18 protein-coding genes and 1 rRNA gene are annotated in these 22,336 nt (G+C 67.8%); 11 read left to right on the top strand and 8 right to left on the bottom strand.

Annotation, left to right across the window (positions count from 1 at the left end):
- Positions 1 to 540: ribosomal RNA gene (locus O0K41_RS01650) — 16S ribosomal RNA — on the bottom strand; the annotation flags it as partial.
- A gap of 519 nt (positions 541 to 1,059) precedes the next feature.
- On the bottom strand, positions 1,060 to 2,271 hold the full coding sequence (gene tyrS, locus O0K41_RS01645) for a tyrosine--tRNA ligase (RefSeq protein ID WP_005407778.1): 1,212 nt from the start codon (positions 2,269 to 2,271) through the stop codon (positions 1,060 to 1,062).
- Between the two features lie 167 nt (positions 2,272 to 2,438).
- On the opposite strand from tyrS, the gene O0K41_RS01640 reads away from it, so the two are divergent.
- Complete coding sequence (locus O0K41_RS01640; RefSeq protein WP_005407777.1) at positions 2,439 to 3,911, top strand: peptidoglycan DD-metalloendopeptidase family protein; 1,473 nt, start codon at positions 2,439 to 2,441, stop codon at positions 3,909 to 3,911.
- 65 nt (positions 3,912 to 3,976) lie between these two features.
- Entirely contained in the window at positions 3,977 to 5,104 is a 1,128-nt protein-coding gene (locus tag O0K41_RS01635; RefSeq protein WP_164222215.1) for an anhydro-N-acetylmuramic acid kinase, read from the top strand.
- Positions 5,105 to 5,183: 79 nt separating this feature from the next.
- Here O0K41_RS01635 and O0K41_RS01630 read toward each other — a convergent pair whose 3' ends face one another.
- From O0K41_RS01630 to O0K41_RS01620, 3 genes are all read right to left on the bottom strand, one after another.
- Positions 5,184 to 5,414: a hypothetical protein gene (locus O0K41_RS01630; protein WP_005407775.1), complete on the bottom strand. Its 231-nt coding sequence runs from the start codon at positions 5,412 to 5,414 to the stop codon at positions 5,184 to 5,186.
- Positions 5,415 to 5,491: 77 nt separating this feature from the next.
- Positions 5,492 to 6,865: a muropeptide MFS transporter gene (locus O0K41_RS01625; RefSeq protein WP_049449546.1), complete on the bottom strand. Its 1,374-nt coding sequence runs from the start codon at positions 6,863 to 6,865 to the stop codon at positions 5,492 to 5,494.
- Positions 6,862 to 7,662, bottom strand: coding sequence for an exodeoxyribonuclease III (locus O0K41_RS01620; RefSeq protein WP_024956358.1), 801 nt, complete (start codon positions 7,660 to 7,662; stop codon positions 6,862 to 6,864). The genes O0K41_RS01625 and O0K41_RS01620 overlap by 4 nt, the downstream gene beginning before the upstream one ends.
- A 162-nt stretch (positions 7,663 to 7,824) precedes the next feature.
- Between O0K41_RS01620 and pyrE the strand changes: the two genes are divergently transcribed.
- The 8 genes from pyrE to O0K41_RS01580 all read left to right on the top strand — a co-directional run bounded on the left by pyrE (position 7,825) and on the right by O0K41_RS01580 (position 17,264).
- Complete coding sequence (gene pyrE, locus O0K41_RS01615) at positions 7,825 to 8,484, top strand: orotate phosphoribosyltransferase (RefSeq protein WP_005407772.1); 660 nt, start codon at positions 7,825 to 7,827, stop codon at positions 8,482 to 8,484.
- Between the two features lie 19 nt (positions 8,485 to 8,503).
- Positions 8,504 to 9,169 (top strand): hypothetical protein, encoded by a 666-nt coding sequence (locus O0K41_RS01610; RefSeq protein ID WP_005407771.1) that lies wholly within the window; start codon positions 8,504 to 8,506, stop codon positions 9,167 to 9,169.
- A gap of 174 nt (positions 9,170 to 9,343) precedes the next feature.
- Complete coding sequence (locus O0K41_RS01605) at positions 9,344 to 9,436, top strand: potassium-transporting ATPase subunit F (protein WP_005407770.1); 93 nt, start codon at positions 9,344 to 9,346, stop codon at positions 9,434 to 9,436.
- A 12-nt stretch (positions 9,437 to 9,448) separates the two neighbouring features.
- Positions 9,449 to 11,158, top strand: a complete 1,710-nt coding sequence (gene kdpA, locus O0K41_RS01600) for a potassium-transporting ATPase subunit KdpA (RefSeq protein ID WP_164222219.1) — start codon at positions 9,449 to 9,451, stop codon at positions 11,156 to 11,158.
- Between the two features lie 10 nt (positions 11,159 to 11,168).
- A complete protein-coding gene (gene kdpB / locus O0K41_RS01595; RefSeq protein ID WP_049449545.1) occupies positions 11,169 to 13,226 on the top strand; it encodes a potassium-transporting ATPase subunit KdpB in 2,058 nt (685 codons plus the stop codon).
- Positions 13,223 to 13,873, top strand: coding sequence for a potassium-transporting ATPase subunit KdpC (gene kdpC, locus O0K41_RS01590; protein WP_049449542.1), 651 nt, complete (start codon positions 13,223 to 13,225; stop codon positions 13,871 to 13,873). Before kdpB ends, kdpC begins: the two co-directional genes overlap by 4 nt.
- Positions 13,874 to 13,909: 36 nt before the next feature.
- Complete coding sequence (locus O0K41_RS01585; protein WP_164222221.1) at positions 13,910 to 16,570, top strand: sensor histidine kinase KdpD; 2,661 nt, start codon at positions 13,910 to 13,912, stop codon at positions 16,568 to 16,570.
- Positions 16,551 to 17,264 (top strand): response regulator transcription factor, encoded by a 714-nt coding sequence (locus O0K41_RS01580; RefSeq protein WP_005412001.1) that lies wholly within the window; start codon positions 16,551 to 16,553, stop codon positions 17,262 to 17,264. Before O0K41_RS01585 ends, O0K41_RS01580 begins: the two co-directional genes overlap by 20 nt.
- 96 nt (positions 17,265 to 17,360) lie before the next feature.
- Here the strand turns inward: O0K41_RS01580 and O0K41_RS01575 are convergent, their stop codons facing one another.
- From O0K41_RS01575 to coaBC, 3 genes are read right to left on the bottom strand one after another with little or no spacing between them, the layout of a single operon-like run.
- Positions 17,361 to 19,703, bottom strand: a complete 2,343-nt coding sequence (locus O0K41_RS01575; protein WP_164222223.1) for a phosphomannomutase/phosphoglucomutase — start codon at positions 19,701 to 19,703, stop codon at positions 17,361 to 17,363.
- A gap of 12 nt (positions 19,704 to 19,715) precedes the next feature.
- Positions 19,716 to 20,189: a dUTP diphosphatase gene (gene dut / locus O0K41_RS01570; protein ID WP_005411999.1), complete on the bottom strand. Its 474-nt coding sequence runs from the start codon at positions 20,187 to 20,189 to the stop codon at positions 19,716 to 19,718.
- On the bottom strand, positions 20,186 to 21,448 hold the full coding sequence (gene coaBC, locus O0K41_RS01565; protein ID WP_049449536.1) for a bifunctional phosphopantothenoylcysteine decarboxylase/phosphopantothenate--cysteine ligase CoaBC: 1,263 nt from the start codon (positions 21,446 to 21,448) through the stop codon (positions 20,186 to 20,188). Before coaBC ends, dut begins: the two co-directional genes overlap by 4 nt.
- A 228-nt stretch (positions 21,449 to 21,676) precedes the next feature.
- Here coaBC and O0K41_RS01560 point away from each other — a divergent pair, with 228 nt between their 5' ends.
- The gene (locus O0K41_RS01560; protein ID WP_049449535.1) at positions 21,677 to 22,303 is read left to right on the top strand and encodes a response regulator transcription factor; all 627 of its coding nucleotides are present in this window, start codon (positions 21,677 to 21,679) and stop codon (positions 22,301 to 22,303) included.
- Positions 22,304 to 22,336 lie beyond the last annotated feature (33 nt).

The raw sequence follows: 22,336 nt of genomic DNA, 5'->3' as shown, positions 1-22,336 counted from the left end.
CTTCGTATTACCGCGGCTGCTGGCACGAAGTTAGCCGGTGCTTATTCTTTGGGTACCGTCATCCCAACCGGGTATTAACCAGCTGGATTTCTTTCCCAACAAAAGGGCTTTACAACCCGAAGGCCTTCTTCACCCACGCGGTATGGCTGGATCAGGCTTGCGCCCATTGTCCAATATTCCCCACTGCTGCCTCCCGTAGGAGTCTGGACCGTGTCTCAGTTCCAGTGTGGCTGATCATCCTCTCAGACCAGCTACGGATCGTCGCCTTGGTGGGCCTTTACCCCGCCAACTAGCTAATCCGACATCGGCTCATTCAATCGCGCAAGGTCCGAAGATCCCCTGCTTTCACCCGTAGGTCGTATGCGGTATTAGCGTAAGTTTCCCTACGTTATCCCCCACGAAAAAGTAGATTCCGATGTATTCCTCACCCGTCCGCCACTCGCCACCCAGAGAGCAAGCTCTCCTGTGCTGCCGTTCGACTTGCATGTGTTAGGCCTACCGCCAGCGTTCACTCTGAGCCAGGATCAAACTCTTCACTTAAAACTACATGATCCGAAGATCAAAATTTAAAGCTGCAGATGATTGATGCTGGCAACGTATCGCTTGCTTTAAAACAATTAATAGTTGCTTGATCAAACGTCTGCAAGATGGACAATCATCCTTCCTGCAGGCGCCTTCACAAGATACCTGCGCATACTTTCAAAGATCCGGGGAAGTGGCCTCAGCGCCGTTCCCGTGTGCTGCGAAGTTTCCTTCGAAGCGAGCCGCCCATTATGCCAGACTTTTTCAGTCCGTCAACACCTTCGTTCGATCATCTCGTTCGGCGGTGGTGGGCGCCCTGTTGCCGCTGAAGCCCCTTGGTGGCGACCCCTGCGACGGGGGAGGAGAAGTATGTCCCTATTCCCATCGTTTGTGAAGGGGGTGTGGCGATTTTTTTCACCGGATGTTGCATCCGTTCATCCGTCGCGCTGCGGGAGGACCGCCCGAAGAGCAGCCAAGCGTGGGCTTGGCTCTACAAGAGCATAAGGAAGGGCCGGCTGCGCCGGCCCTTCCTTTGTCTCAGGCAGCGACCAGGCGTACGCGGGCGAAGGTACGCTTGCCGACCTGCAACAGGCCTTCGAAGCCCGGCTGCAGCACCTGCTGGCCGTCTTCGACCACCTCACCGTCCACCTTGACCGCGCGCTCCTTGAGCTTGCGGTTGGCTTCGGAGTTGCTCGGGGTCAGGCCGGCCGCGGTCAGCAGCGCAGCGATACGCAGGCCTTCGACCGGGATCGCCACGTCCTGCAGCGGCAGCTGGGTGATGTCGCCCTGCCCGGTCACCGCCGCTTCCCAGCCGGCGATCGCCTGCTCGGCCGCTGCAGCGTCGTGGAAGCGGGTCGCCAGTTCACGCGCCAGGCGCAGCTTGACCACGCGCGGGTTCAGGCCGCCATTGGCCACCTGCTCGCGCAGCTGCACGGCTTCGGCCTGGCTGATGTCGAAGGACAGCAGCTCGATCCAGCGCCACATCAGGGTGTCGTCCACCTTCATGGTCTTGGTGACGATATCGATGGCCGGTTCGCTGATGCCAATGTAGTTGCCCAGCGACTTGGACATCTTGTTGACGCCGTCCAGGCCCTCCAGCAGCGGCATGGTCAGCACCACCTGCGGCTTCTGGCCGTGGTGCTCCTGCAGGCCACGGCCCATCAGCAGGTTGAACTTCTGGTCGGTACCGCCCAGCTCCACGTCGGCCTCCAGGGCCACGGAGTCGTAGCCCTGCACCAGCGGGTACAGGAACTCATGGATGGCGATGGACTGCTGGGCGGCGTAGCGCTTGGCGAAGTCGTCGCGCTCGAGCATGCGTGCCACGGTGTGCTGGCCGGCCAGGCGGATCATGTCGGCCGCGCCCATCTTGCCGAACCACTCCGAGTTGAAGCGGACTTCGGTACGGCTGCGGTCCAGCACCTTGAACACCTGCTCCTCATAGGTACGGGCGTTGGCCAGCACGTCCTCGCGGCTGAGCGGCTTGCGGGTGAGGCTCTTGCCGGACGGGTCGCCGATCATGCCGGTGAAGTCGCCGATCAGGAAAATGACCTGGTGGCCGAGGTCCTGGAACTGGCGCATCTTGTTCAGCAGCACCGTGTGGCCCAGGTGCAGGTCGGGCGCGGTGGGGTCGAAGCCGGCCTTGATCCGCAGCGGGCGGCCCTCCTGCAGGCGCGCACGCAGATCCTCGAGCTTGAGGATCTCGTCGGCACCACGGCCGATCTGGGCAAGGGCTTCTTCAATCGAGGACACGTGACTACTCCCGGCAACGCCGATTCTTGTGTGGGGTGTTAAAGCAAAGTTAACCCGATTGGCTTCACAAAAGCCAATGGGCACAAGGGTTTGACGCGGTTTTCTCAGGTGTCTATGGTAACCGGCGATCAGGCCCCCGCTCCCGGGCCACCAGGAAAAAACCGCCGATGCACAATTCCGAACAAGGGCGCGCACGCAAGCAGCGCTTCCAGGAACGCCTCCACGTCCTGCACGACAACGCCCTGCATCGGAAGCTCAGGCAACATCTTCCCGCCGCCTTCAACGAGCGCTGGACCCGGCGCCATTGGATGCATGCCAGCCTGTTCGCGACCATCGGCGCCCTGGTGGCGACGATCGTGCCGGGCTTCTCGCACACCATCGACGCCCCCTTTGCCGACAGCCATACCAGCCTGGCACTGCCGTTGCCGCCGCTGGCCATGGCCCGCCAGCAGCAGGTGCCCGGTGACAGCTGGCAGGTGCTGCGCGTGGAACGCGGCCAGACCCTGAGCGATCTGTTCGACAAGGCCGGTATCCCGGCGACCACCCTGCACCGGGTACTGGACCACCCGGGGGCGCGCGAGGCGCTGACCAAGCTTCGCCCGGGCGCCGAGATCGCCTTCGACATGCCGCTGTCCGGCGACCTGCGCAGCATCCGCTTCGACCGCGATGCCGACAACCGGGTGGAGCTGAGCCTGGCCGGTGACGACATCAAGGAGAAGGTGACCAAGCGCGAGACCTCCACGCGCACGGTGGTCACCAGTGGCGAGATCACCAGCTCGCTGTATGCCGCGGCCCGCCGCGCCGGGCTGTCGCCGTCGGCGATCGCGACGATGACCGACGACATCTTCAAGTACGACATCGACTTCTCGAAGGACCTGCAGCCGGGCGACCGCTTCAGCGTGGTGATGGATGAAACCTGGCGCGAAGGCGAGAAGGTGGACACCAGCAAGATTCTGGCGGCGACGTTCACCACCGGTGGCAAGACCTATTCCGGCTTCCGCTTCGACCGCAACGGCAAGTCCGAGTACTACGACATCAACGGCCGTTCGCTGAAGAAGAGCTTCATCCGCATGCCGATCCCGTTCGCGCGGCTGAGCTCGACCTTCGGTGCGCGCAAGCACCCCGTGCTGGGCAAGATGCGCATGCACAAGGGCGTGGACTACGCCGCGCGCACCGGCACCCCGATCATGGCCGCCGGCGACGCCCGCGTGCAGTTCGCCGGCGTGCAGCGCGGTTACGGCAACGTGGTGATCCTCGACCACGGCCGTGGCCACACCACCCTGTATGGGCACATGTCGCGCTTTGCGAACATCAAGACCGGCCAGCGGGTGGCCCAGGGCACGGTGATCGGTTATGTCGGCTCGACCGGCCTGGCCACCGGCCCGCACCTGCACTACGAATTCCGCGTCAACGGCGAGCACCGCAACCCGCTGACCGTGACCATGCCGCCGCCGGAGCCGCTGAAGGGCGCCGAGCTGGTCGCCTTCCGCGCGCAGACCGCGCCGGCGATGGCCCGCATCCAGGGCATGGAGAAGCTGATCTACGCCGATGCCAGCCCGGCACCGACCAGCCGCGACGAGGCCGCCCCCGAGGTGGCCAGCGCCAAGGACAAGAGCAGCACCGGCCGCAAGCGCGGCTGAGCCCCTGCGTTGACGAAGAAGGACGCGGCAGCACAAGCTTGCCGCGTCCTTTTTTTATGCTCGCCATGAACACGACTGCCGACACTGACGCCCCCCTGTACCTTGGCCTGATGTCGGGCACCAGTGCCGACGGCATCGATGCCGCGCTGGTGCAGTTTCCTGGCGGCGGAGGCTGCCGCTTCGTGCACGGCCTGACCGCCCGCTGGGAGCCGGTGCTGCGTGCACGGCTGGTGGCGCTGGGCGAAGGTGGTCCACTGGATTCGCTGGAGGAGCTGGGCGAGCTGGACGCCCGGATCGCGATCAGCTTCGCCGGGGCCGCCAACCAGCTGCTGGCCGAGGCTGGCGTGGACCGCAGCCAGGTGCGTGCGATCGGCTCGCATGGGCAGACCGTGCGTCACCGGCCGCTGGCCGACCCCGCCTTCACCGTGCAGCTGGGCGACGGCAACCGCATCGCCGAGTTGACCGGGATCACCACGGTCTCCGACTTCCGCCGCCGCGACGTGGCGGCCGGGGGCCATGGTGCGCCACTGATGCCGGCCTTCCACCTGGCCATGCTGGGCACGGCCGACGAAGACCGCGCCGTGCTCAATCTGGGCGGTATCGCCAACCTGACCCTGATTCCGCGCGAAGGTGCGGTACGTGGCTTCGATACCGGCCCGGCCAATGCGCTGATGGATGCCTGGTGCCAGCGCCACACCGGCCGCACCTTTGATGCCGACGGCGCGTACGCCGCCAGCGGCGCGGTGGACGAGGGCCTGCTGGCGGGCTGGCGCTCGGACCCGTGGTTCGCGCTGCCGCCGCCGAAGAGCACCGGCCGTGAGCAGTTCCACCTGGCCTGGGCCGAGGCGCACATGGCCGAGGGCCAGTACGCGGCGGCCGACGTGCAGGCGACCCTGCTGGAGCTGACCGTGGCAACGGTGGCCGACGCGCTGCTGGCGCAGCAGCCGCAGACCCGCCGCCTGCTGGTCTGTGGCGGCGGGGTACGCAACCGGCAGCTGATGAAGCGCCTCGCGGCCCGGCTGCCGGACGTGCAGGTGGAATCCAGCGCCGTGCACGGGCTGGACCCGGAGTACGTGGAAGCAATGGGCTTTGCATGGCTGGCGCAGCGGACGATGGACGGGCTGGCCGGCAACCTGCCAAGCGTGACCGGAGCTAAGGGCCCGCGGATCCTGGGTGCGATCCACCTGGCGTGAGGTGGCGCCATCCACGCGTGGCGTGGATCTACCGGGCAGCCGGACGTGGGCTCGTCTCTACAGCATTGCGGCGCGGCCGCTAATCGAAGCCCTGCCCTGCGGGCAAGGCCTGCAGGGCGGCAATGGCATCGGACAGGGCATCCACTTCCGGATCGCCGAAGCCGGAGCGGACTTCCAGTTCACTGCTGAACAGGCCCTGCTCCAGCAAGGCGGCACAGGTCTGTTCGTGGGTCCAGCCGCGGGCGACCGCGACGCGTTTGATACGTTCCAGCAGCAGCGGGTCCAGATCCCGCAGCACAACGTCGGCCATGCTCACTTCCCCGTTCGCAAGGCACCGCCCCCTCGGCGCGTCGGGGCGATGATCCCGCAGACCGGGCGGGCAGGCAATCAGGTCGAGCCGGCGGCCTGGCGACGGCGCTGCTGCAGGATCAGCAGGGCGCAAAGGATCACTACCGGGATCGCCACCAGCGCGGTACCGACGAAGAACAGCGCGTAGCCTTCCAGCAACGTCCGGCCCTGTGCGAGCGTCTGTACCGACCACCCCGAGAGCCCCTTGAGTGCCTTGCCGGGCATCGCGTAGAACGAACTCAGCAGTGCGTACTGGGTTGCGGTGTACCCGATGCTGGTCAGGCTCGACATGTAGGCGATCAGCGCCGTACCGGCGAAGCCGCTGGCGAAGTTGTCGATTGCCATGGCCACGGCGAAATGGGTTGTGTCCGGGCCGGAATAGGCCAGCCAGGCAAACGCCAGGTTGGAGGCCGGCCCCAGCACGGCGCCTACCATCAGCGCCGCCAGCACCCCCCAGCGGACCGAGACCAGGCCCGCTGCGGCAATACCGACGAAGGTCGCGACCAGCCCGACCGAGCCACGCACCGCGCCCACGGTGTCCTCGTCCAGGCCGAGATCGACGTAGAACGGGTTGGCCATCGGTCCCATGACGAAGTCGGCCATGCGATAGACGCTGATGGCCACCAGGATCAGGATCGCGCCGCTGCGATGCTCGCGGACGAAGGCGATGAACGGTCCCGCTACGGCGTCGAACAATCCGCGCGGTGTCCACAGCGAGGTCGCCTGTGCCTGCACGGCAGCCACTTCCCGCGCGGGTTCGCGGGCCATGACCACGGCCACCACGCCAAGCGCCATCAGCACGGCCATGATCTCGTAGGAAACCTGCCAGCCGACACGGGCCGCGATGATCAGGATCAGCGCATCGGTGACCAGCAACGCAGTGCGGTAGCCCAGTGCCGAGGATGAGGTCAGCAGTCCAAGCTGCTCGCTGTTGTCAGCACTTTCAATGCGCCAGGCATCGATGACGATGTCCTGGGTGGCCGAAGCAAACGCCACGATCACGGCCATCACGCCGAACACGACGATGTGCTGCCAGGCGATACCCAGGAGCTGGATCTGGCCCCCCTTGGGCTGGACCAGCGCCATGCCGACCAGGCCCACCACCACAACCAGCTGCGACAGCAGCATCCAGCCACGGCGGCGGCCAAAGCGGCCGAACAGAGGCACGTCGGTCTTGTCGACGATCGGTGCCCACAGGAACTTCATGGTGTAGGCCAGCCCGACCCATGACAGGAAGCCGATCGTACTCAGCTCGATGCCTTCCTTGCGCATCCAGAAGCCGAGCGTGTTGCCCACCAGGTAGATCGGCAGGCCGGAACTGAAGCCGAGCAGCAGCATCGCCAGCACCTTGCGCTGGCTCAGGTTGGACAACACCTGCTGCCACGGTCGGCGCGGCTTGGCAGCCTCGGTCACAGGTCGTAGTCCACGGTGAACGGGGCGTGGTCGGAGAAGCGCTCGTCGCGGTAGATCGAGCAGCTTCGCAGGCGGTCACGCAGGCCCGGGGTGATGAACTGGTAGTCGATGCGCCAACCGACATTGTTGGCACGGGCGGCGCCGCGGTTGCTCCACCAGGTGTAGTCCTCTCCGGTGGGGTTGAGCAGGCGGTAGGCATCGGCCCAGCCGCGACCGGCAGCGACATCGGTGGCCTGGCCGTGGTCGGCGCAGAGGGCGTTGAGCCAGTCGCGTTCCTCCGGCAGGCAGCCGGAATTCTTCTGGTTGGACTTCCAGTTCTTGATGTCCAGCGCCGAACGCACGATGTTCCAGTCGCCGCACAGCACGTAGTCGCGGCCGCTGCGCGCCCACTCCTCCAGGATCGGCCGCAGCCATTCCATCACTTCGAACTTGAAGCCCTGGCGCAGGTCGCCCGAGCTGCCGGACGGGATATAGAAGGAGACCACGCTGAGGTTGCCGTAGCGTGCCTCGATGTAGCGGCCTTCGTCGTCGAACGGGGCCCAGCCCAGCGAAGTGATGACCTGGTCCGGCTCGCGCTTGCTGTAGATCGCCACGCCGCTGTAGCCCTTCTTGGTAATGGCGTCGCGGTAGAAGCAGTGGTGGCCGTCCGGGCGGAACATCGGGTCGCTCAGCTGGTCTTCCTGGGCCTTGGTTTCCTGGATGCACAGGACATCGGCATCCTGGGCACGGAACCAGTCGAGGAAGCCCTTGGTCGCGGCGGAACGGATGCCATTGGCGTTGAAACTGATGATGCGCATGCGGAAGACCTACGGCGGGAAACCGGGCAAGCATACCGGTTGACTGCAGGGCTGCGCAGTCCGCCGGGTGGGCCCGCCAGCGCCTTCACACGGGGCCGGACGAGCGCGAAACGCCCAGCTGGATTAGGATTTGTGCTCCAAATGAAGATGAATCGAGTTTTGATGAGCGACCACCGCCACCGTTTCCTGCAGCTGGCCCTGACCGCCGACGCCCTTCGCTTCGGCCAGTTCACCCTCAAGTCCGGCCGGCTGAGCCCCTATTTCTTCAACGCCGGGCGCTTCGACTCCGGCTCGCTGCTGTCCCAGCTCGGCGCGTGCTATGCCGATGCCATCGATGCCAGCGGGATCAAGTACGACGTGGTGTTCGGCCCGGCCTACAAGGGCATCCCGCTGGCCACCGCGATGGCCTGCGAGCTGGCCCAGCGCGGCCGCGACCTGCCGCTGTCGTTCAACCGCAAGGAAGCCAAGGACCATGGCGAGGGTGGCCAGCTGATCGGCGCCGACATGCAGGGCAAGCGCGTGCTGATCGTCGACGACGTGATCACCGCCGGTACCGCGATCCGCGAAGCGCTGGGCATCATCCGCGCCGCCGGTGGCACCCCGGCCGGCATCGTGGTGGCACTGGACCGCCAGGAGATCGCTTCGGAGACCGACCGCCGTTCTGCCGCGCAGTCGGTGGCCGAAGAAGCCGGTATCCCGGTGATCGCCGTGGCATCGCTGGCCGATCTGCTTGATTTCGCCTCCGGCAACCCGGAACTTGTGGGTTACCGGCAGCCGCTGGAAGCCTACCGGGCCCAGTACGGCGTTCGTTCGATCCGCTGACCGACCCAGGGGAAAGGTCATGTCCCGAGTTCCTGCTGTCCTCTTCGCCGGCCTGCTGCTGGTCGTGCCGTTCACCGTACCGGCGCAGTCGCGCGACAGCGGCAAGGCGGAAAAGAAGCTGTACTGCTGGAACGAGGGCAAGGAGCGGATCTGCAGTGATTCGCTGCCGGCCGACGCGGTCAACCATGCCCGCGAGGAATTCAATGCGAGCACGGGCCTGCGCAATGCGCAGGTCCAGCGCGCGTTGACCGACGAGGAGCGTGCCGCTGCCAGCACCGCTGCGCAGCAGCAACAGCTGGACCTGATGGCCGAGCAGACCCGCCAGCGCACCGAGCAGGCCATGTTGTCCACCTACGGCAGCGAGGCCGACCTGCGCCGGGTGTTTGCCGAGCGCCAGGAAGTGCTGGACAACAACCTGAAGACAGCCGAGTACAACGTCACCAGCCTGCGTGAGTCGCTGGTGGCGCTGCTGTCGGCGGCGGGGGACCGCGAGCTGGCCGGCGCCAAGGTGGCCGACAAGCAGGCCGAGGCGATCCGCAAGCGGCATGCGCAGCTGCAGGCGCAGCAGCGCCTGCAGGCCGGGCTGGTGCAGCAGCAGCAGGCGTTGAAGGCCGAGATCGACAGCACCCTGCAGCGCTATCGCGAGCTGAAGGGGCTGGTGCCGGCGGACGCTCCGGCGGGCTGACGGCGCTGCCTTCGCCGGGCATGGCCCGGCGCTATCCCGGGCCTGGTTACGGGTTGGCCCACGGAATTTATGCACTCTTTACGCGTCGGCCCGGTCCGGCGCGTAGTGCGTTTATGGGGGGTAGGACGACGATGGCGGCCTGAGGTGGAGGGGTTCCACCAGGACGCTATTGCAATGTCCCCCTGGCTGTCGTTGTTGTGTGGCGTGCTGGTGCTGGTTGCCGCCGCCTATCTCCTTTATGTCGTGCTGCGGCCCGAGTCGTTCTGAGCGGAGCCGGCCATGACTGAGATGCTTGTGATTATTGCCGCCAGCCTGCTGCTGGCGTGGCCGCTGGGCCTGTACCTGGCCCGCGTGATGCGCGGCACGCCGATGAAGATCGACGTGCTGTTCCACTGGATCGAGAAGCCGCTGTACAGGGTGTTCGGGGTCGATCCGTCGCGGTCGATGTCCTGGCGCGGCTATGTGCTGGCCTTCGTGCTGAGCAACGTGGTGGTCGCGGTGCTGACCCAGGCGGTGTTCATGACCCAGGCCTGGTTGCCGTTGAACCCGGACCAGATCCCGAACATGCGCTGGGACACCGCGCTGCACACGATGATCTCGTTCCTGACCAACACCAACCAGCAGCACTATTCGGGCCAGGCGCAGCTGTCCTACTTCTCGCAGATGACCGGCATCACCGGCCTGCAGGTGGTGACGCCGATGATGGGCCTGGCGCTGGCGGTGGCGACGCTGCGCGCGTTGTTCTCGCGTGCGCCGCAGGCTGCGGCGACCACCGGGGCCGGCGATGACCGCCAGGTGGCGGTGGGCAACTACTACGTGGACGTGGTGCGCCTGTGCGTGCGCTTCCTGCTGCCGCTGTGCCTGGTGTGGACGCTGGTGCTGACCAGCCAAGGCGTGCCGTCGACGATGGCCGGTGGCCCACAGGCCACGCCGATCGATGCCAGCGCCGGCATGGCCGAACAGAAGCTGCCGTTGGGCCCGGTAGCGGCAATGGTCGCGGCCAAGCAGCTGGGCGCCAACGGTGGCGGCTGGTACGGCCCGAACAGCAGTTTCCCGCTGGAGAACCCGACCCCGCTGTCGAACGCGCTGGAGATCGTCGGCATCCTGCTTGTGCCGATGGCGGTGATCTTCATGATCGGTGCGTTCACCGGCCGGCGCCGCTTCGGCGCGCTGGTGTTCAGCTGCATGCTGGGCATGTCGCTGCTGTCCACCGGCGCGATGATGTGGAGCGAAGGGCATAGCGCCAGCGCCGCCACCCCGCTGCTGATGGAAGGCAAGGAAGTGCGCTTCGGCGCCGACGGCACTGCGCTGTGGGCGGCGGTGACCACCCAGGTCTCCAACGGCTCGGTCAACGGCATGCACGATTCGCTGGCGCCGCTCAGTGGCGGCATCGCGATGGTCAACATGCTGGTCAGCGCGATCTGGGGCGGCATCGGCTGCGGCCTGCAGCAGTTCATCGTGTACCTCCTGCTGGGCGTGTTCCTGGCCGGTTTGATGACCGGGCGTACGCCGGAACTGTTCGGCCGCAAGCTGGAGACGCCACAGGTACGCCTGCTGGCCCTGCTGGTGCTGCTGCAGCCGATCACCCTGCTGGTGTTCACCGCGATCACCCTGGCCGTACCCGGCCTGGCGGGCACCTCCAATCCCGGCTTCCATGGCATCAGCCAGGTGTTCTACGAGTACGTCTCGGCCTATGCCAACAACGGTTCGGGCTTCGAAGGGCTGGGTGACGCGACGCTGTGGTGGAACCTGAGCTGCTCGCTGGTGCTGCTGCTGGGCCGCTTCCCGCTGCTGATCATCCCGCTGGTGGTGGCCGCACAGCTGGCTGCCAAGCGCCAGGCGCCGGAGTCTGCCGGCAGCCTGCAGATCGAAACGCCGACCTTCGCCCTGACCCTGGTCTCGGTGATCATCATCCTGACCGTGCTGCAGTTCATGCCGGCGCTGGTACTCGGCCCGATCGCCGACCACCTGAGCCTGGGACTGCACTGAGGACACCGCAATGAGTACCCACGCAAGTTCAACCCGTAGTTCCCTTGCACCGCGCCCTGCCCTGCTGGATGGCGCAGGCCTGCGCCGCGCACTGGTCGAGGCAGTGCGCAAGCTGTCGCCGATGCATCTGGTGCGCAGCCCGGTGATGGCGGTGGTGATGGCCGGCACGATCGTGGCCGCGATCGTCACTCTGACCGGCAATGCGCCGCTGGGCTTTGGCCTGGCGGTGACCGCGATCCTGCTGGTGACCGTGCTGTTCGGCAATTTCGCCGAAGCCGTGGCCGAAGCACGTGGCCGTGGCCAGGCCGCATCGCTGCGCCGCGCCCGCCAGGACCTGGTGGCGCGCCGCCTGGCCGCACCGCAGCCGGATGCCGCGGAAACCCAGCTGCCAGCCGCCGAGCTGCGCCCGGGCGACCATGTGATCGTCAGTGCGGGTGAGCTGGTACCGGCCGATGGCGAGATCGTGCAGGGCCTGGCCACCATCAACGAAGCAGCGGTGACCGGCGAATCGGCACCGGTGCTGCGCGAGGCCGGTACCGACCGTTCCGGTGTGATCGGCGGGACCAAGGTGCTGTCCGACCAGATCATCGTGCGGGTGACCGCCGAGCCGGGCCACAGCTTCCTGGACCGGATGATCGCGCTGGTGGAAGGCGCCAACCGGCAGAAGACGCCGAACGAGATCGCACTGACCCTGCTGCTGGCGGCGATGACGCTGACCTTCCTGGTGGTGGTGGCGACGCTGCCGGCCATTGGCGCAGCGGTAGGCGTGCAGGTTGACCCGCTGCTGCTGATCGCGCTTCTGGTCTGCCTGATCCCGACCACCATCGGCGGCCTGCTGCCGGCCATCGGCATCGCCGGCATGAACCGCGCGTTGGCCGCCAACGTGCTGGCCAAGTCGGGCAAGGCGGTGGAAGTCGCGGGAGACGTGGACGTGCTGCTGCTGGACAAGACCGGCACCATCACCTACGGCGACCGCCAGGCCAGCCACTTCCATCCGCTGGCCGGCATCGACGCCAGCCAGCTGCGCGAGGCGGCACTGCTGTCCTCGCTGGCCGACCCGACCCCGGAAGGCAAGTCGATCGTGCGCCTGGCGCGCGAACAGGGCTGCGCCACCGCCGAGCCGGACCATGCCGACTACCTGGCCTTCAGTGCGCAGACCCGCATGTCCGGCGTCGATCTGGAACATGGGCGGCAGATCCGCAAGGGTGCCGCCGATGCGATCCGTGCCCACGTGCAGGCACTGGGTGGCAGTGTGCCGGCTGAACTGGCCGGGCGTGTCGAGCAGGTCGCACGCAACGGTGCCACCCCTCTGGTGGTGGCCGAGGGCCGCCACGTGCTGGGCGTGATCGAACTGTCGGACGTGGTCAAGCACGGCATGCGCGAGAAGTTCGCGCAGCTGCGGGCGATGGGCATCCGCACGGTGATGATCACCGGCGACAATCCGCTGACCGCCGCTGCGATCGCTGCCGAAGCCGGTGTCGACGACTACATCGCCGAGGCGCGACCGGAAGACAAGCTGGCGCGCATCCGCCAGGAGCAGGCCGGTGGCCGTCTGGTGGCGATGGTCGGTGACGGTACCAACGACGCCCCGGCACTGGCCCAGGCCGACATCGGCCTGGCGATGAACTCCGGTACGCAGGCGGCGAAGGAGGCCGGCAACATGGTCGACCTCGATTCGGACCCGGCCAAGCTGCTGGCAGTGGTGGAAGTAGGCAAGCAGCAGCTGATCACCCGCGGCGCGCTGACCACCTTCTCGCTGGCCAACGACGTCTCCAAGTACTTCGCGATCCTGCCGGCGCTGTTCGCCGCGGCCGTTCCGACCATGGCCGCACTGAACGTGATGCAGCTGTCGAGCCCGCGCAACGCGGTGCTGGCGGCGCTGATCTTCAACGCCCTGGTGATTCCCGCCCTGATCCCGCTCGCCCTGCGTGGCGTGCGCTTCCGCCCGGCCACCGCAACGGCGCTGCTGCGCCGGAACATGCTGGTGTACGGCCTCGGCGGCGTGCTGCTGCCGTTCGCAGCGATCAAGGCGATCGACCTCCTTCTTGTCCTGGTATTCGGCGCATGAACCGTTCTGCTTCCACCTCCACTTCCCTGTCCCGCGAACCGAAGGCCGAGGCCCGGGTGGCCAGCCTGCAGGACGGCGCCAGCTGGCGCCCGGCGATCGGCCTGGGCCTGGCCACCCTGCTGCTGGCCGGTGCGGTCTACGCCGGCATCGCCACCGGCTTCGCCGGCCTGGCCTACCCGACCCAGGCCCAGGGCAGCCTGCTGCGCGATGGCAGCGGCCAGGTGCGCGGCTCGGCATGGCTGTCGCAGCCGTTCGCCGGTGACGGCTACTTCCAGGCACGTCCGTCGGCGGCCAACTACGACCCGATGGCGGCAGCCGGTTCCAACATGGCGCGCAGCAACCCGGCGCTGGCCGAGCGTGTTGCCGCCAGCACCGCGGCGGTGGCCGCACGCGAAGGCGTCGCCCCCGCGCAGGTGCCGGCGGACCTGGTCACCCAGTCCGCCGGCGGCCTGGATCCGCAGCTGTCGCCGGCGGCGGCGCAGCTGCAGGTAGCCCGCGTGGCGCGTGCCCGTGGCCTGCCGGTGGAACGCGTGCAGGCACTGGTGCAGGCGCATACCGAAGGTCGCCAGTGGGGCCTGTTCGGCCAGCCGCGGGTGAACGTGGTGACGCTGAACTTCGCGCTGGACCACGCGGCCAAGGCGCCGTGATGCCGGCCGGCACCGGCTGCGCGCACAATGGCACCCATGACTGATGCGCGTACCCGCCAGGCCGATGCCCTGGTCGAAGGCCTGCAACGCGAAGCCGGCGGCAAGCTGACCGTGTTCCTCGGCGCGGCGCCGGGCGTGGGCAAGACCTACGCCATGCTGACCCGCGCGCAGGAACAGCTGCGTCGCGGCGTCGACCTGGTGGTCGGGTTGGTGGAAACCCATGGCCGTGCCGATACCCAGGCGCTGCTGGAGGGCCTGCCGCAGCTGCCGCTGAAGGACGTGGCCTACCACGGCCATGCCCTGCAGGAGATGGACCTGGATGCCGTGCTCGCACGGCATCCGGCGTTGGTGCTGGTGGACGAACTGGCCCATCGCAATGCACCCGGCAGCCGCCACGAGCGGCGCTGGCAGGATGTGATGGAGCTGCTGGACGCCGGCATCGACGTCTGGACCACGGTCAACATCCAGCATCTGGAAAGCCTCAATGACGTGGTGATGCGCATCACCGGCGTACGCGTGAGCGAGACCGTGCCGGATGGCGTGCTCGACCGCCTGCACGACATCGTGCTGGTCGACCTGCCGCCGCGCGAGCTGATCGCGCGCCTGCAGCAGGGCAAGGTCTATGTGCCCGAACAGGCCGCGCAGGCGCTGCAGGCGTTCTTCTCGCCGGCCAACCTCACCGCACTGCGCGAGCTGGCCATGCAGGAGGCCGCCGACCGCGTCGACAACAGCCTGCGTGAAGCGCGCGCCGCGCGCGGCGAGAGCAACCTGCCACTGCGTCGTGGCGTGCTGGTGGCCATTGATGGCGGCGGTCAGAGCGAATACCTGGTGCGGGTGGCGCGGCGCATCGCCGAACGCCGCGATGCGCCGTGGACGGTGGTGACCGTGCAGGGCCGACGCCAGGACGAGGCGACCCGGCGCGAGATCGATGCTGCGTTCGCCCTGGCACGCCGCCTCGGCGGCGACGCCGAACTGCTGCACGGATCAAGCATCGCCGATGCCCTGCTCGACCATGCGGCGCACAACGGCGTGTCGACCCTGGTGCTCGGCCGGACCCGCGAACGTCCACTGGCGCGGATGTTCAACCGCACCCTGACCCAGCAGCTGATCCAGCGCGGCGCGCACTACGAGATCACCATCATCAGCACCCCGCAGGCACGTGCGCGCTCGCGCCGCGAGGGCCTGCTGCCGCCGATGCGCGGCATCAGCTACGAACCGGTGCAGGCGCTGATCGCCACCGCGCTGGCCTGTGCGGTGGCATGGCTGGCCGAACGCTGGGTCGGCATGGCCGACCTGTCGATGGTGTTCATCGTGGCGGTGGTGCTGGTGGCCGCACGCACGCGCGCCAGCGTGGCGGTGATGGCGGCGATCCTGTGCTTCCTCGCCTACAACTTCCTGTTCATCGCGCCGCGCTTCACCTTCGCCATCGGCGCGCGCCAGGGCGTGATCACCGTATTCCTGTTCCTGGCCGCCGCGCTGGTGGCCGGACGCCTGGCCTCGCGCCTGCGCATGCAGGTGATCGCGCTGCGTGCGGCGAATCGACATGCGCGTGCGCGCCAGCAGCTGGGCCGCCAGCTGGCCAGCGCCGCCGGCAACGGCGAGGTGGCGCAGGCGGGTCGGCATGCACTGGAACAGGCCATGGACGTTCCAGCGTGGCTACGGATCGGCGCCGATACCGCAACCGGTGGCCGCAGCCAGCCGGGCGATACCGACTTGGCCGCCGCCGATTGGGCACTGCGCCACGGCCAGCCCAGCGGGCGCTTCACCGACACCCTGGCCGGTGCGCAATGGTGGTTCCTGCCGCTGCTGGATGGCGAAGACCGCGCCATCGGCGTGGCGGGCCTTTACCTGCCCGGCGCACAGGCGCGCCTGCTGCCCGAGCAGCGGCAGCTGGCCGAGGCGATGGTCGACGACATCGCCCAGGCCGCGCTGCGCACGCGGCTGGTGGCCGAACTGGAGCAGGCCCACGTCAGCAACGAGACCGAGCGGCTGCGCTCGGCCCTGCTCTCTTCGGTGTCCCACGACCTGCGCTCGCCGCTGGCGGCGATGATCGGTTCGGCCGACAGCCTGGCCAGCTACGGTGCGGCGATGGATACGGCCGATCGCCGTGCCCTGCTGGACACCATCCTGGTCGAGGGCGAGCGGCTGGACCGCTACATCCAGAACCTGCTGGACATGACCCGGCTCGGCCACGAAGGGTTGAAGATCAACCGCGACTGGATCGGCGTGGACGAGCTGATCGGCTCGGCGGCGCGGCGCCTGCAGCGCTACCAGCCCAAGGTGCGGCTGGAGCTGGATATTCCGGCCACGCTCGCGCCGATCTGGGTACACCCGGCGCTGGTTGAACAGGCGGTGTTCAACGTGATGGAAAACGCGGCCAAGTTCTCGCCACCCGATGCCGCCGTGCAGGTGCAGGCGCGCGAACTGGACGGACAGCTGCGCATCGATGTGATCGATGCCGGCCCCGGCATTCCCGATGACGAGCGCGCGCGCATCTTCGACATGTTCTACAGCGTCGAGCGCGGCGACCGTGGCCGCCACGGCACCGGCCTGGGCCTGACCATCTGCCAGGGCATGGTCGGTGCGCATGGCGGCAGCGTGCAGGCGCTGCCCGGACGCGACGGTCGCGGTACCCTGATCCGCATCACCCTGCCCCTGCTCAAGCCAGCCTCCCACGATGAGCCCGACTCCGATTGACGCCAGCGCGCCGGCCCCGCGCGTGCTGGTGATCGATGATGAAACCCAGATCCGCCGGTTCCTGGACATCAGCCTGCGCGCGCAGGGCTACCAGGTGCGGCAGGCGGCCACCGGCCAGGAAGGCCTGCAGCTGGCGGCCAGCGAGGACATGGACCTGGTGATCCTGGACATCGGCCTGCCGGACATGGAAGGCCATGAGGTGCTGGAGCAACTGCGGCAGTGGAGCCAGGTGCCGGTGATCATGCTGACCGTGCGTGCGGGTGAAGCCGAAAAGGTGCGCGCACTGGATACCGGCGCCAATGACTACGTGACCAAGCCGTTCGGCACCCAGGAGCTGATGGCGCGGGTGCGGGCGCTGCTGCGCACACGCAGCGTGCCCAGCGACGGCACGCCACCGGTGTTCGACGATGGCCATCTGCATGTGGATCTCGTACGCCGCGAAGTGGCGCTGGATGGCGAGCCGGTGGCGCTGACCCGCAAGGAGTACGCACTGCTGTCGCTGCTGCTGCGCAATGCCGGGCGCGTGGTGACCCAGCCGCAGATCCTGCAGGAGATCTGGGGGCCGACCCACCAGCACGACACCCATTACCTGCGCATCCTGGTCGGCAAGCTGCGGCACAAGCTGGGCGATTCAGCGCTGGATTCACGCTACCTGTTCACCGAGCCAGGCGTGGGCTTGCGTTTCAAGGGGTAGTGCCGGCCGCTGGCCGGCAACTGCAGGGTGTGTGGGGTTCATGGGCTTGCCGGCCAGCGGCCGGCACTACCCATTCTGCTGCAGCTTCCAAAGGAGTCAGAACCCCAGCGGGGTGTCGCCCAGCACCGGCTGCAGCTGGCTGCGGAACAACGCCTGGATGCGTTCCAGTGCCGCCTCGTCGTTGCCCTCGAAGCGCAGCACCAGCACCGGCATGGTATTGGAAGCACGCACCAGGCCCCAGCCATCGGGGAAGTCCACGCGCAGGCCGTCGATGGTCGACAGGCGGCCGCCCACATACGGGTTGTCCGGCGACTGTGCCGCCGCCACCAGCATCGCCACCAGCGCATGCGGCGTGCCTTCGGCCACCGGTACCTTCAGTTCCGGCGTGGCCACCATCTCCGGCAGCTCGGCCAGCACCTCGTCCGGGGCTTCCTCGCGCTGCGCCAGGATCTCCAGCAGTCGCGCGGCGGCATACAGGCCATCGTCGAAACCGAACCAGCGCTCCTTGAAGAAGAAGTGGCCGCTCATCTCGCCGGCCAGCTCGGCATCGGTCTCGCGCATCTTCGCCTTCATCAGCGAGTGCCCGGTCTTCCACATCAACGGGCTGCCACCATTGCGCAGCACGTGATCGGACAGCTTGCCGGTGCACTTCACGTCGTAGATCACCAACGCGCCGGGGTTGCGCATCAGCACGTCGGCGGCGAACAGCATCAGCAGGCGGTCGGCATAGATGATCCTGCCTTCGCCGGTGACCACGCCCAACCGGTCTCCGTCGCCATCGAAGGCGACGCCGAGGTCGGCGCCGAAGCGCTTGACCGTCTGCACCAGGTCTTCCAGGTTGGCCGGCTCGCTCGGGTCGGGATGATGGTTGGGGAAGGTACCGTCGACATCGCAGTACAGCGGGATGACTTCGGCGCCGATGGCTTCCAGCAGCTGTGGTGCAAGCGCACCGGCGACGCCGTTGCCGGCATCGGCCACGACCTTCAACGGGCGGTCCAGCTGCACGTCGTCGGCGATGCGCTGGATGTAGTCGGCACTGACATCGCGCTGCTGGTAATCGCCCGGCTCGGCCGCCTGCGCCAGGCGCCCCTCGACGATGCGCTGGTAGAGATCGGTGATGGCATCGCCTGACAGCGTCTCGCCGCCGATGACCACCTTGAAGCCGTTGTACTCGGGCGGGTTATGACTGCCGGTGACCGCCACGCAGGTGCCGGTGCGCAGGTGGAAGGCGGCGTAATAGACGACCGGCGTCGGTGCCAGGCCGATGTCGATCACCGCGCAACCGGTGCGACGCAGGCCTTCGGCCAATCCCGCAGCCAGTTCCGGGCCGGACAGGCGGCCATCACGGCCGATCACCACCTCGCGCAGGCCCTGTTCCAGCGCCACGGTACCGATGGCCTGGCCGATCAGCGCGGCGGTCTTCGGCGTCAGTTCGCTGCCGACCACGCCACGGATGTCGTAGGCGCGGAAGATGCCGGCGGCCAGTTCCCCGGCAGGGACCGGTGGTGGCGGCGGCGCAGTGTCCACGGCGCTGGCGGCGGCCACCGGTGGCGGCGCCATCTGCAGGCTCTCGCTCAGGGTCGGGCCATGATCCGCTTCCGCCACGGCCGCACGGCGCGGCAAAGGCAGCGACTTCGGCAGCCGGCCGCGACCCACCACCAGCAGCACGGCGATGAACGCCAGCAGCAGCGCGACGATGGCACTGGCCAGCGAACCCAGGCCCAGTGGACCCGCTTCGACATTCGGTACGGCGGCCACCAGCCGCAACGGCGTGCCCGGAACCGGGCGCGCCAGCGCTTCGGCGCTCTCGGCCAGGCCGGCGTCGCCCTGGGCAACGAGGTCATGCGTGCCTTGGCGCAGGCCGAGGAAACCGGTGGACGGGGCGCTCACCTGGTCCAGCGGCGAGGTCAGCCGCAGCAATGGCTGGCGCACGTATAGCACTGCCGGGCCAAGGCTGCCCAGCTGCACCGGAGCCGCCAGACCCAGGCGATTGCCACCTGCATCGCGCACCACGCGCAGGCCAGGCTTGCCCTCGGCCAGCGCTTGTTCCAGCAGGGCCAGGCGTGCGTAGCCGAAGGTGGCCGGGTCGGCATAGGCCGTGGCCAGATCGGCGGTCAGCACGTCAGCCTGCTCCACGCCGGTCCAGCTCTCGCGCACGGCCAGCGCCGCTGCCGCGGCGTCACCGGCCTGCAGTGCCTGCTGCACGCGTTCGTTCTTCAACTGCTGCTGCAGCTGCTTCAGCTGGCCGGCTGCCGCCTCCTGCAAGCCCTGCACGGCCTGGTCACGCGCTTCTTCCAGCGCCTGGCCGTTGGCCTCCTGCCGCCATTGCTGCACCGCGCTCCATCCGAACCAGCCGGCCAGCAGGACCAGCAGCACCCCCAGTAGTGGCGCACTGCGTCCCAACGACCGTTCCCGCTGCCCTTCCCCGATGCCGCTCATCGATGTCCCCCGTCAACGCACCCCGGTATGGCCGAATCCACCCGTTCCCCGCACGCTGTCGGTGAAAGTATCCACCACCTGCAGGCTGACGCGGGCAATCGGCACGACCACCAGCTGCGCGATGCGATCGCCCGGCTCGATGGTGAAGGCCTCACGGCCACGGTTCCAGACGCTGATCAGCAACGGGCCCTGGTAATCGGCGTCGATCAGGCCGGTGCCGTTGCCGAGCACGATGCCGTGGCGGTGGCCCAGCCCGGAACGCGGCAGGATCACCGCGCACAGGTGCGGATCAGCGATATGGATGGCCAGGCCGCTGGGCACAAGCGCGGTGTCGCCCGGCTGCAGGGTCAGCGCGGTATCCAGCGCCGCGCGCAGGTCCATGCCGGCGCTGGCTTCGGTGGCGTAGGCGGGCAGCGGCCAGCTGTCGCCGAAACGCGGATCAAGCAGCTTGACCTGCAGCGGTTGGGAAGTGAAAGCCTGGGTCATGCCTGGAGTCTCCGCGCGATCAGCGCCAGCAGTTGTTCGGCCAGCTCGCGCTTGGAGGTGGCCGGGAATACCTGTTCACCGTCCTGCCAGAAGGCCGTGGCGGCATTGTTGTCGCTCTCGAAACCGCCGCCACTGATGCCGACCTGGTTGGCGATCACCAGGTCCAGGCGCTTGTCGACCAGCTTGCCACGCGCATATTTCTCCACGTCGTGGGTCTCGGCGGCGAAGCCGACCACCAGCTTCAGCGACTGCGTCTGTGCAGCGACTTCGGCGAGGATGTCCGGCGTGCGCACCAGCTCGATCACCAGCGACTGGCTGTCGGCGGTCTTCTTCAGCTTCTGCGGCGCGACCTGGCGTGGCGTGTAGTCGGACACTGCGGCAGCACCGATATAGATGTCGGCCGGCAACGACTTCAGCACGGCATCGCGCATCTGCGCGGCCGAGCGCACGTCCACGCGCTGCACGCCGGCTGGCGTCGGCAGCTGTACCGGGCCGCTGACCAGCACCACCTGGGCGCCCATCGTCGCGGCGGCCGCGGCCAGGGCAAAGCCCATCTTGCCGCTGCTGCGGTTGCCGACGTAGCGCACCGGATCGATGTCTTCATAGGTCGGGCCAGCGCTGATCAGCAGCCGAAGGCCCTGCAGCGCGCGGGTTTCCGGTGCGACAACCGCCGCTGCAGCACTGCCATTGGCAGCCAGCGCGGCAACGATGTCGCCCGGTTCGGCCAGACGGCCGGGACCGGATTCGCCTTCGGCCAGCGGACCGTCGACCGGGCCGACCACCTGAGCGCCGCGCTGGCGCAGCAGGGCGATGTTGGCCTGGGTGGCCGGATGCAGCCACATGCGGTGGTTCATCGCCGGGCAGATCGTCAGCGGCGCGGTACTGGCCAGGCACAGGGTGCTGACCAGATCATCGGCGTGGCCCTGGGCCAGCCGGGCCAGCAGATCGGCGGTACCCGGGGCGACCACGATGCGGTCGGCCCAGCGGGCCAGCTCGATGTGGCCCATGGCCTGTTCGGCGGCGCTGTCCCACAGCGTGGTGCGGGTGGGCTGCCCGGACAGGGCCTGGAAACTGAGCGGAGTGACGAACTGCTGTGCTCCGGCGGTCATCGCCACCTGCACCTGGGCACCGGCGTCGCGCAGGCGCCGCACCAGTTCCAGGGCCTTGTAGGCCGCGATCCCGCCTCCGACGCACAACAGCAGTTTCTGACCTTCCAGCGCGCGGGCCGGCGCGGGGGAAGCGTTGGGGGAGTCAGCCACCTGGAATTCCTGTGCAAACGAGGGCGCTAGCTTACCCGATGGTCGGTAATGTCCCGGTGCATGGCGCACATAGCGGGCGGCTATCAGCAGATGGAGTCCGTCTCCGTTGACCCGGGATTCACCCGGTACCAGTTTCGGACCTTTCCTATACCTCTACGGGTCTGCGCTTTTGCAGAATCAGGCATTGGCTGCCGCCCGCCGTGGCCTGTTCGACCTTCGAGGAGCAGCGTGCATCCGCGCATCATCATCGCCGACGACCATCCCGTGGTCCTGCATGGCATCCGTATCGTGCTGCAGACCTACCTGATGGACATCGTCGGCAGTGCGCGCGACGGCGCCCAGCTGCTGGAGCTGGTTGATCACCACGACTGCGATGCGGTGCTGACCGACCTGTCGATGCCGGGTGCCGGTCCGGACGGTCCGGAGCTGATCGACGCGCTGCGCATGCGCCGCCCTGGCCTGCCGGTGGTGGTGCTGACCGGCGCCCGCCATCCCGGCCTGCTGGACAGCCTGCTGCGGGAGGGTATCAGTGGCCTGGTCGACAAGTGCGCCGATTTCGCCGAACTGCCCCACGCGCTGAACGCCGCGCTGGCCGGGCAGGTATTCGTCTCCCAACAGCTGCGCCACCACCTGCAGGCGCGCGACCTGCTGTTTCCGCGTCAGCCGGCGCCGTTGTCGGCACGCGAACAGCAAGTGCTGGAGCTGCTGGCAGCCGGCCTCAGCGTGAACGAAGTCGCCGAGCGCTGCGGGCGCAGCCCGAAGACCATCAGCCGGCAGAAGGCCGAAGCCAAGCGCAAGCTGGGCCTGCAGAACAACCAGGAACTGTTCGACTACCTGCAGACCCGGCGCGGCTGAGGCAACCTCCGACCCCAGTCCGCGGCATGCCCC

The sequence above is a fragment of the Stenotrophomonas sp. Sm2128 genome (genome assembly GCF_030985535.1).
GTDB lineage: Bacteria > Pseudomonadota > Gammaproteobacteria > Xanthomonadales > Xanthomonadaceae > Stenotrophomonas > Stenotrophomonas maltophilia.
This window is presented reverse-complemented; position numbering and strand designations above follow the sequence as displayed.

Bases quoted from the DNA above. Each gene is read 5' to 3' on its own strand.
- O0K41_RS01610 (WP_005407771.1), top strand. From the start codon at position 8,504: ATGTCCCGAGTTCCTGCTGTCCTCTTCGCCGGCCTGCTGCTGGTCGTG.
- O0K41_RS01640 (WP_005407777.1), top strand. From the start codon at position 2,439: ATGCACAATTCCGAACAAGGGCGCGCACGCAAGCAGCGCTTCCAGGAA.
- kdpA (WP_164222219.1), top strand. From the start codon at position 9,449: ATGACTGAGATGCTTGTGATTATTGCCGCCAGCCTGCTGCTGGCGTGG.
- pyrE (WP_005407772.1), top strand. From the start codon at position 7,825: ATGAGCGACCACCGCCACCGTTTCCTGCAGCTGGCCCTGACCGCCGAC.
- O0K41_RS01580 (WP_005412001.1), top strand. From the start codon at position 16,551: ATGAGCCCGACTCCGATTGACGCCAGCGCGCCGGCCCCGCGCGTGCTG.
- O0K41_RS01620 (WP_024956358.1), bottom strand. From the start codon at position 7,662: ATGCGCATCATCAGTTTCAACGCCAATGGCATCCGTTCCGCCGCGACC.
- O0K41_RS01605 (WP_005407770.1), top strand. From the start codon at position 9,344: ATGTCCCCCTGGCTGTCGTTGTTGTGTGGCGTGCTGGTGCTGGTTGCC.
- dut (WP_005411999.1), bottom strand. From the start codon at position 20,189: ATGACCCAGGCTTTCACTTCCCAACCGCTGCAGGTCAAGCTGCTTGAT.
- kdpC (WP_049449542.1), top strand. From the start codon at position 13,223: ATGAACCGTTCTGCTTCCACCTCCACTTCCCTGTCCCGCGAACCGAAG.
- O0K41_RS01575 (WP_164222223.1), bottom strand. From the start codon at position 19,703: ATGAGCGGCATCGGGGAAGGGCAGCGGGAACGGTCGTTGGGACGCAGT.
- kdpB (WP_049449545.1), top strand. From the start codon at position 11,169: ATGAGTACCCACGCAAGTTCAACCCGTAGTTCCCTTGCACCGCGCCCT.
- O0K41_RS01630 (WP_005407775.1), bottom strand. From the start codon at position 5,414: ATGGCCGACGTTGTGCTGCGGGATCTGGACCCGCTGCTGCTGGAACGT.
- O0K41_RS01635 (WP_164222215.1), top strand. From the start codon at position 3,977: ATGAACACGACTGCCGACACTGACGCCCCCCTGTACCTTGGCCTGATG.
- O0K41_RS01585 (WP_164222221.1), top strand. From the start codon at position 13,910: ATGACTGATGCGCGTACCCGCCAGGCCGATGCCCTGGTCGAAGGCCTG.